9 protein-coding genes are annotated in these 8,149 nt (G+C 68.7%); 2 read left to right on the top strand and 7 right to left on the bottom strand.

Annotated features, from left to right (window positions below):
- A partial coding sequence (locus IBL25_RS22860; RefSeq protein ID WP_275296056.1) for a glycosyltransferase family 9 protein occupies positions 1-215 on the top strand: 215 nt, incomplete at its 5' end.
- Here the strand turns inward: IBL25_RS22860 and IBL25_RS22865 are convergent.
- The gene (locus IBL25_RS22865) at positions 212-511 is read right to left on the bottom strand and encodes an AzlD family protein (RefSeq protein ID WP_187780795.1); all 300 of its coding nucleotides are present in this window, start codon (positions 509-511) and stop codon (positions 212-214) included. The two genes, IBL25_RS22860 and IBL25_RS22865, sit on opposite strands and share 4 nt — an antisense overlap.
- Positions 508-1,260, bottom strand: coding sequence for an AzlC family ABC transporter permease (locus IBL25_RS22870; protein WP_187780796.1), 753 nt, complete (start codon positions 1,258-1,260; stop codon positions 508-510). Before IBL25_RS22870 ends, IBL25_RS22865 begins: the two co-directional genes overlap by 4 nt.
- A gap of 112 nt (positions 1,261-1,372) precedes the next feature.
- Between IBL25_RS22870 and IBL25_RS22875 the strand changes: the two genes are divergently transcribed.
- Entirely contained in the window at positions 1,373-1,840 is a 468-nt protein-coding gene (locus tag IBL25_RS22875; protein ID WP_187780797.1) for an Lrp/AsnC family transcriptional regulator, read from the top strand.
- 65 nt (positions 1,841-1,905) lie between these two features.
- On the opposite strand, the gene IBL25_RS22880 is transcribed toward IBL25_RS22875, so the two are convergent.
- The 5 genes from IBL25_RS22880 to IBL25_RS27405 form a co-directional block, all read right to left on the bottom strand.
- Entirely contained in the window at positions 1,906-3,150 is a 1,245-nt protein-coding gene (locus tag IBL25_RS22880) for a c-type cytochrome (protein ID WP_238940603.1), read from the bottom strand.
- Entirely contained in the window at positions 3,147-4,916 is a 1,770-nt protein-coding gene (locus IBL25_RS22885; protein ID WP_238940604.1) for a GMC family oxidoreductase, read from the bottom strand. Before IBL25_RS22885 ends, IBL25_RS22880 begins: the two co-directional genes overlap by 4 nt.
- Entirely contained in the window at positions 4,913-5,662 is a 750-nt protein-coding gene (locus tag IBL25_RS22890; protein ID WP_187780799.1) for a gluconate 2-dehydrogenase subunit 3 family protein, read from the bottom strand. The genes IBL25_RS22885 and IBL25_RS22890 overlap by 4 nt, the downstream gene beginning before the upstream one ends.
- Positions 5,663-5,866: 204 nt before the next feature.
- Positions 5,867-6,856, bottom strand: a complete 990-nt coding sequence (lpxK, locus tag IBL25_RS22895) for a tetraacyldisaccharide 4'-kinase (protein WP_187780800.1) — start codon at positions 6,854-6,856, stop codon at positions 5,867-5,869.
- Positions 6,857-6,881: 25 nt separating this feature from the next.
- Positions 6,882-8,141, bottom strand: a complete 1,260-nt coding sequence (locus IBL25_RS27405; RefSeq protein ID WP_408898116.1) for a 3-deoxy-D-manno-octulosonic acid transferase — start codon at positions 8,139-8,141, stop codon at positions 6,882-6,884.
- Positions 8,142-8,149: the final 8 nt, after the last annotated feature.

Raw genomic sequence — 8,149 nt, forward strand, 5'->3', positions numbered from 1 at the left:
GGCGGGCGGAAGCGGCCATCGGCAATGACACCGGCCCCACGCATCTGGCCGCCGCCGCCGGCTGCCCGACGCTGACGGTCTTCGGCGGCGACAGCGACCCCGCCCTGGCCGCGCCGCGCGGGCCGGTCTCGGCCTGGGTGCGGCAGGTGCCGCTCTCGGCGCTGACGGTGGAGCAGGTGCTGGCCAAGCTGGCCACATTGAAGCGGCCCGCCTAGCCCAGCGCCAGCCGCAGCAGCCCGGCCGAGGCCACGGCGATCAGCACCGTGGGCAGCATGGAGAAGCGCGTGGCGGCCAGCACCGTCACCGCCAGGGCCAGCAGGTCCACCGGATGGCCGGAGACGAAGACCGGCGCGATCACCGAGATCAGCACGCAGCCCGGCGCCGCTTCCATCACGGCCAGGGCACGCGGGCCCAGCGCGCGGTTGCGCAGCCCCAGATAGCCCAACAGGCGGGTGAGATAGGTGGCGGCGGCCATCAGCAGGATGGCCAGCAGGTTGGTGGGGTCGATCACCGCTCCGCCTCCGCCAGCAGCCAGGCGGCCATGAGGCCGGACAGCGCGCCCGCCACCACATACCAGCCGCCGGGCACAAAAAGATAAACCAGCGCCGCCACCACAAGGCTGACGAGCCAGGGCCGCGCCGCGCGGGCGCCTTTCCAGAGCCCCCGCAGCAGCACCAGGAAGATGGCCGGGAAGGCCATGTCCAGCCCATAGGTACGGAGATCCCCCAGCACCGGGCCAAGCCAGCCGCCCAGTGTCGTGCAGGCAACCCAGGTGACATAGAAAGCCAGGGAAACAGCGAGGTAATAGGGCAGGCTGAAGCCGGGTGAGTGGCCGGCCTCGCTGCGCCGCCGCGCATCGCTCAGGCCCATGACCCAGCTTTCGTCGCACATCAGGAAAAGCACCGGCAGGGCCTTGCGCCGGGGCAGGTGCTGGATGGCGGGCGCCAGCGCCGCGCCCATCAGGATATGCCGGCTGTTCACCAGGAAGGTGATGGCCATGATCAGCAGCACCGGCGGTGGCGAGGCCCAGAGCCCGACCGCCGCGAATTCCGACCCGCCGGCGAAGTTGAGCCCGGCCAGCAGCGGCACTTCCAGAAGGCTGAACCCCTTCTGCGCCGCCTGCGCCCCCAGCACCAGCCCGGCCGGCACCATGCTCAGCGCGATGGGCAGGGAGGCCAGGAGGCCCCGCCGGATTTCCGCCGGGGTGCTCGTGCGCCCATCGCAGGGCGATGGGAGAATATTGGTGGGAAGGCCGTCCATGATGGAGGCATCATGAAGCGGCAGGCAGGCAATATCCTTGCGTTCTCTGCTGCTCAGGCAGCGAGATTGGCATTATGTGCTAAATTTTGGCCCTTAATGAGTATCAGGTGCCATGAAGCTCGACGCCATCGACCGCCGCATCCTCGCTGCCCTCCAGCGCGATGGGCGGCTGCCGAATGTGGAACTGGCGCGGGAGGTCGGGCTCTCGCCCTCGCCCTGCCTGCGGCGGGTGCGGCTGCTGGAGGAAGCAGGGGTGATCGACCGTTATGTCGCGGTGCTCAACCCGGCCCGGGTCGGCAGGGGGCTGACGCTCTTTGCCCGCATCTGGCTGAAGGCGCAGGACGAGGACACGATCGAGCATTTCATTGCCGAGGTGAACAAGCTGCCCGAGGTGATGGAATGCTACCTGATGCTGGGCGATTGCGATGCGCTGCTGCGCGTGGTGGCGGAGGATATCGGCGCCTATCGCCGCTTCCAGTCGGAACATCTCAGCCGCATCCGCGGCGTGCAGAACGTCAAGACGGATGTGCCGAGCCAGATCGTGAAGCAGTCGCTGGAACTGCCGCTGCCGCCGGGCTGAGATGAAGAAGGGGAGCCCCGTCGCCGGGTGCTCCCCCTTTCTGCTCAGGCGGCGGCGCGCGCCGCTTATTCCGCCCGCGCGGAGGTGACCTCGCGCATCTTCTTCACCTGATCGGCCGTGACGGCGGGCGCCGCATTGCCCCAGGCATTGCGGATATAGGTCGCCACATCCGCCACCTGCTGGTCGTTCAGGCGCCAGCCCAGCGAGGGCATGGAAGGCGCCGTGGGCGAGAGCGGCGTGGCGGCTGATTGCGCGCCTTGCAGGATCACCCGCAGCACGCCGGTCGGGTCGCCCTGCTGCACCAGCTGGTTGTTGGCCAGGCGCGGGAACATGCGGGAGACACCGCTGCCGTCGGCGACATGGCAGGCCTTGCAGGTATCGGCATAGATCGCCTCGCCCGTGCGCATGCGCGCGTCATCGGCGGCCAGGGGCGTGGTATCGCCAGAGGTATTCACCACCCGCCCATTCTCCCGCAGATAGACCGCGATGGCCTTGAGGTCGGCATCGGTCATCTGGCTGGTGGAATAGGCGACCACCTCGGCCATCGGGCCACTGGCGGCGGCGCGGTCGTTGCGGCCGGTGCGGAGATAGGCGATCAGCTCCTCCTCCGACCAGTCGCCCAGGCCCAGGCGCTTGTCCATGGTCAGGTTGGGCGCGAACCAGCCTTGCAGCGCGGCGCCCTGCAGCAACTGGCTGTCCTTGTCGCCGCCCATGACGTTGCGCGGCGTGTGGCAGAGGCCGCAATGCGCCGGGCCTTCCACCAGAAAGGCGCCGCGGTTGTATTCCGCCGACTTCTGCGGGTCCGGGCGGAACTCGCCTGGCTCGAAGTTCAGCATGTTCCAGCCGGCCATCAGCAGGCGGATGTTGAAGGGGAAGGGCAGGGTGTCCCGATCCACCGCGTTCCGCACCGGCGGCAGCGCCTGAAGATAGGCGAAGATCGCGTCATTGTCGGCGCGGGAGAGCTTGGTGAAATCGGGATAAGGGAAGGCCGGATAAAGATGCGTGCCGTCCGGCCGCTTGCCCTCATGCATGGCGCGGTGGAAATCTTCCGCGCTCCAGCGCCCCAGGCCGGTCTCCTTGTCCGGCGTGATGTTGGGGACCGAGATCTTGCCGAAAGGCGTTTCCAGCAGATGTCCGCCGGACATGGACTTGCCATCGGCGCCGATATGGCAGGCCATGCAGTCGCCGGCGATGGCGAGATACTTGCCGCGCTCCACCTCGGTGAAATTGTCGGGGTCCGCCTTGGCGCCGCCGGCGTCCAGCACGGTGGCGGCCAGCAAGGTGGCCGCGAGGAGGATGTGACGCATCATGCCTGCACCAGCGGCTGGCCGGGGTTCTTGAGATACTGGTTCTTGATGGCGTCCAGCGCCCAATAGGTCAGCGCGCCCACCGTGCCGGTCGGGTTGTAGCCGGCATTCTGCGGAAAGAGGCTGGCGCCGGAGACGAAGAGATTCGGCACGTCCCAGTGCTGCGTGTAGCGGTTGACCACGCCATCCTCCGGCGTCTTGCTCATCACCGCGCCGCCGGTGTTATGCGTGGTCTGGTAGGGCACCACGTTCCAGGTAGCCGCCTTGCCGCCCTTCAGCATCTGCTTGGCGCCCATGGCCTGCATGATCTCGGCCGTGCGCTCCACAATGAAGCGCGACATCTTCAGCTCGTTCTCCTTGAACTCGAAGGTGATGCGCGAGAGCGGGCGCCCGAGCCGGTCCTTGTAGGTGGGGTCGAGGTCCATATAGACATCGCGATAGGAATAGGAGCTGCCCTGGCTGCCCACGGTGGTGACATGGCCATAGGTCTCGGCCGTCGCCTTCTTCCATTCGGCGCCCCAGCGCGGCGTGCCCGGTGGCGTCGGCCGGCTGGTGATGGGGCGGCCATTGGTGGTGGTGCAGTTCAGGTTGGCGCCGCCGATGAAGCCCAGCGGCCCATGGTCGAAGACATCGCCATTGAAGTCATCGGCCATCATGCCGAGCGAGCCGGCGCCGGCGAAGGGATTGAAGTAGACATCCTTGTCGAAATAGCCCGTGGTGCCGGCATTGGTCTGGTAGGCGTAGTTGCGCCCCAGCGTGCCCTTGCCGGTCTGCGGGTTGTATTGCGTGCCGATGCCGGAAAGCATCAACAGCCGCACGTTGAAGATGGAATAAGCGCAGAGCAGCACTATCTCCGCCGGCTGTTCCCATTCCCGTCCCGCGGAATCGACGTAAGTGACGCCGCTGGCCATCTTGCCATCCGGCGTGGTGTTGATCTTCGTCACCTCGCAGAGCGTGCGGGCTTCGAAATTCGGCAGGCGCACCAGCGCCGGCAGCACGCAGGTCTGCGGCGAGGACTTGGAATAGTTGGCGCAGCCGAACCACTCGCAGAAGCCGCAATAGGTGCAGGGCGCCATGCGAACGCCGTAAGGGTTGGTATAGGCCTCGGAGATATTGCCCGATGGCAGCGGGAAGGGATGCAGGCCCAGATCCGTCGCCGCCTTCTGGAACATGGTCTGCGCCAGGTTCATCTTCAGCGGCTTGGTGGGATATTCATCCGAGCGCCAGCCCTCGAAGGGGTTGCCGCCGGGCTGGATCACGCCCTTCAGGTTGCCGGCCTTGCCGGAAATGCCGCAGACCTTCTCGAAGAAATCGTAATGCGGCTCCAGCTCGTCATAGGAGACGGGCCAGTCCTGGATGGTGCAATCCTCGGGAATGAAATTGGCGCCGTAGCGGCTGGTAAGATGCGAGCGCAGGTTGAAGTCGGTCGGCAGGAAGCGCCAGGTATGGCCGTTCCAGTGCACGCCCGCACCGCCCACGCCATTGCCCGGCAGGTAGGAGCCGTATTTGCGGATGGGCAGCGCCACCTGGTCCAGCTTGTTGCGCGCGGTCTGCGTATCCTGTGCCGGGCGCAGGAAGATATCCTGGCGGATGGCGTAGCGCAGCTCATCCGGCGCGGTGCCGATGTTGTAGTCGGCGGCGGTGTCGCGCCAGGGGCCGCGCTCGATGGCGACCACATCCAGGCCCTGCTTGGCCAGTTCCAGCGCCATGATCGAGCCGGTCCAGCCCAGGCCGATGATGACGACATCCTTCTTGGGCAGGCGGGTCATGCGGGGCGTCCATTCCATTCGGGGCGGCCGATGATCGCAACCGGCGGCAGGGTGTACTTCTGGCCAGGCTTGTCCAGCACGTCGCGATAATCGTAGCGGGTGCCGGGGAAGCCGATCATCTTCCAGCCGGCCATGTCGCGGTTGCCGCCATAGACGGGGTCCGCGAAGTAGCCTTCCATCGTGTTCTGCAGCACGATGTCGAAGAACATCTTCGCGTCGAAGAGGGGCGCCTGGAAGTTGGCGAAGGCGACCTCGCCCTTCTCCAGCGACACCAGCAGCGCGTCACGCTGCGCGGCGTCCAGTTGCTCGAAGCGCTTGCCGCCGAATTGCTGCGCGACATGCGCGTTCAGCGCCGCGATGCCGTTGCGGTACTGGTCGCGCGGCACCATGGGCGACTGGATGCCCTGGAAGGGCAGCGGCTTCTCCGCGAAGGGCGGCCGCATGTAGTACCACTCGTAGCTGCCCCAGGGGCCGGCGAGCTGGCGGTCGATGAAGACGGTGCAGCCGGCATCCTTGCCGCTGGGCCCGTGCTCATCCGCGGGAATCAGGCGCTCGACAATCGCATCCAGCGTCGCGGCTTCCTCCGCCGTCAGGTAGTACCAGCCGCCCGGGCGGACGAGGGTAGGGGGATAGGCTTCATTCGGCGTCCAGGGCAGGCGGCCCGTGATCTCCCGGCCGATGGCCGTGGAACTCAGGCCGACCAGCGCCGTGGCGGCGAGCAACTGGCGGCGGGTGGAGGATGGCATGACCGTTCCTTGCTTCAGGGTGCAGGACCGGTCCGGCGATCCGCCGGGACGTCACGCACGCGGGAAACAGGACGGGCGCTTCAGGACTGGCGGATTGCCGGGCAGGCAGCCCAGGCAACCGCGAAGCCCCTGATCCGCCAAGGGCCACAGGCCCCAGATAGAGCCGATTTTACTGTAAATGACAGTATTTTAAGGGAAAGTTCCTCAGGCTGGAACTGGAACGCGCTGCGCCAGGGGGTCCAGCAAGGCCTCGATGGCCAAAGGCTCTTCCCATTGCAGGCGCACGGTCAGCACCTTCACCCGGCTGCGGAAGGCGGGTGGGATGCGCACGAAATCCTTGGCAGTGGTGATGGGGATGGCGCGCAGGCGGTCGGCCTCGGCCAGCAATTCGCGCAGGTCACCGGCATCGAAGGGGTAGTGGTCGGCATAGGGCATGCGCCCGGCGATCACGGCGCCGACCTCCTGCAAGGAGTTGAAGAACTTGCGCGGGTTGGCGATGCCGCAGAAGGCGAAAACCGGCTGGCCTGCCAGCACCTCGGATTCCGGCCCTGGTACCAGCCGGGCGCGCAGCACGGGCAGGTTGGGCGGCAACTGCGCCTGGACGTTGCTCTCGTCCTTGCCGATCAGCACGGCGGCGCGGCAGCGGGCGGCGGCGGCGGCCACAGGCTCCCGCAGCGGCCCGGCGGGGATGATGCGGCCATTGCCGAAGCCGTAGTTGCCGTCCACCACCAGCAGGGAGAGGTCCTTGACCAGCCCCGGGTTCTGCAACCCGTCATCCATCACCAGGGCCTGGGCACCGCCGGCAATGGCGGCGCGGGCACCGGCCTCGCGGTCGCCGGCCACCCAGGTGGGGCGGATGCTGGCCAGCAGCAGCGCCTCGTCCCCCACAGCCTTGCTGTCGTGCTTGTCGGGGTCCACCAGGGCAGGGCCCTTCAGGGTGCCGCCATAGCCGCGTGTCAGGTAATGCGCGGCCACGCCGCGGTTGGAGAGGCGCTGGCCGATATCCAGCGCCACGGTGGTCTTGCCGGCGCCACCGGCGCTGGCATTGCCGCAGCAGATGACGGGCACCGGGGCCTGCCAGCCGGGCTTGGCCACCCGGCGCGCGGTCGCGGCGGCATAGATCGCGGCGATTGGCGAGAGCAGCAAGGGCGCGATTCCCCCGCCGCCCCCGCTCCAGAAGTCGGGGGCACGCATCAGCCCTGAACCATCCTTTCCCGTTCTAGGCCCCTGGCGCGAGGCCGGGGCCGGAGGGCAGCAAACCCAGGATCGCCTCTGCCAGTTCATCCGGCAGGTGGGCGGCATTATCGGCGATCTCCGCCGCCGCGCGCGCCATTTCGGACGCGCGCTCCGGATTCGTTAGCACGTCCATCGCGGTTTCTGCCAGCGTCACCGCATCACCCACCCGCAGGGCGCCGCCGGCGGCCAGCAGGTCGTCCGCCACCTCGCGGAAATGGCTGGTGTCGGGGCCCAGCAGCACGGGGCTGCCCAGCCGCGCCGGCTCCAGCGGATTATGCCCGCCCTTCGGCACCAGGGAGCCGCCGATCAGCGAGACGCCGAGCCCCGCCTGCGCCAGGCGGAAGAAGAGCCCCATCTCGCCCAGGGTATCGGCGACATAGATCTCCACGCCGGCCTCCGGCAGCCCGCCCTCGCTGCGCAGGGCGGTGGGCAGGGGCGCGGCCAGGGCGGCGATCTCCGGCCCCCGCTGCGGATGGCGGGGGGCGATGACCGTCAGCAGGCCCGGCAGGCGGGGCGCCATGGCGCGATGCGCCGCGATGACCACCGCATCCTCCCCCGGATGCGTGCTGGCGGCCAGCAGCACCGGGCGGCGGCCCAGGATGGCGCGCATCCGCGCCAGCTCCGCCACCTCCACCGGCAGGGGGGCTGCGGCGGCCTTCAGGTTGCCGCGGCAGGTGGCACCGGCGGCACCCAGGGCGCGTAGCCGGGCGGCGTCATCCTCGCTCTGCGCCATCACCAGCGCGAAATGGCCCAGCAGGTCCCGCGCCAGCCCGGGCGCCCAGCGCCCCCAGGCCGCCGCCGAACGCGGCGAGATGCGGGCATTGACCATGGCGGTGGGGATGCCGCGTGCCGCCAGTGCGTAGGTGCGGTTGGGCCAGATCTCGCTTTCCACGATGGCCACGGCATCGGGCCGCCAGCCATCCAGGAAGCGGTCGATCCAGCGCGGCACATCCAGCGGCGCGAAGCGGTGAATGACGCGCGCCGCCACCGGCCCGGGCAGCCGCCGCTTCAGCAGGGCGGCTGCGGTGACGGTGCCGGTGGTCACCAGCAGGTGCAGCGCCGGATGCCGGGCCACCAGGGCCTGCATCAGCGGCACCAGGGAAAGGCTTTCCCCCACGCTGGCCGCATGCAGCCAGATCAGCGGGCCCTGGGGCCGGGCGGCGCCGAAGCCCTTCCGCTCCCGCAGCCGGGGCGCCAGCTCCTTGCCCTGGGCGGCGCGGCGGCGCAGCAGCGGCGGCAGCACCGGCCCCG

It is taken from the genome of Pseudoroseomonas ludipueritiae (genome assembly GCF_014490445.1).
In the GTDB taxonomy this organism is placed as follows: domain Bacteria; phylum Pseudomonadota; class Alphaproteobacteria; order Acetobacterales; family Acetobacteraceae; genus Pseudoroseomonas; species Pseudoroseomonas ludipueritiae.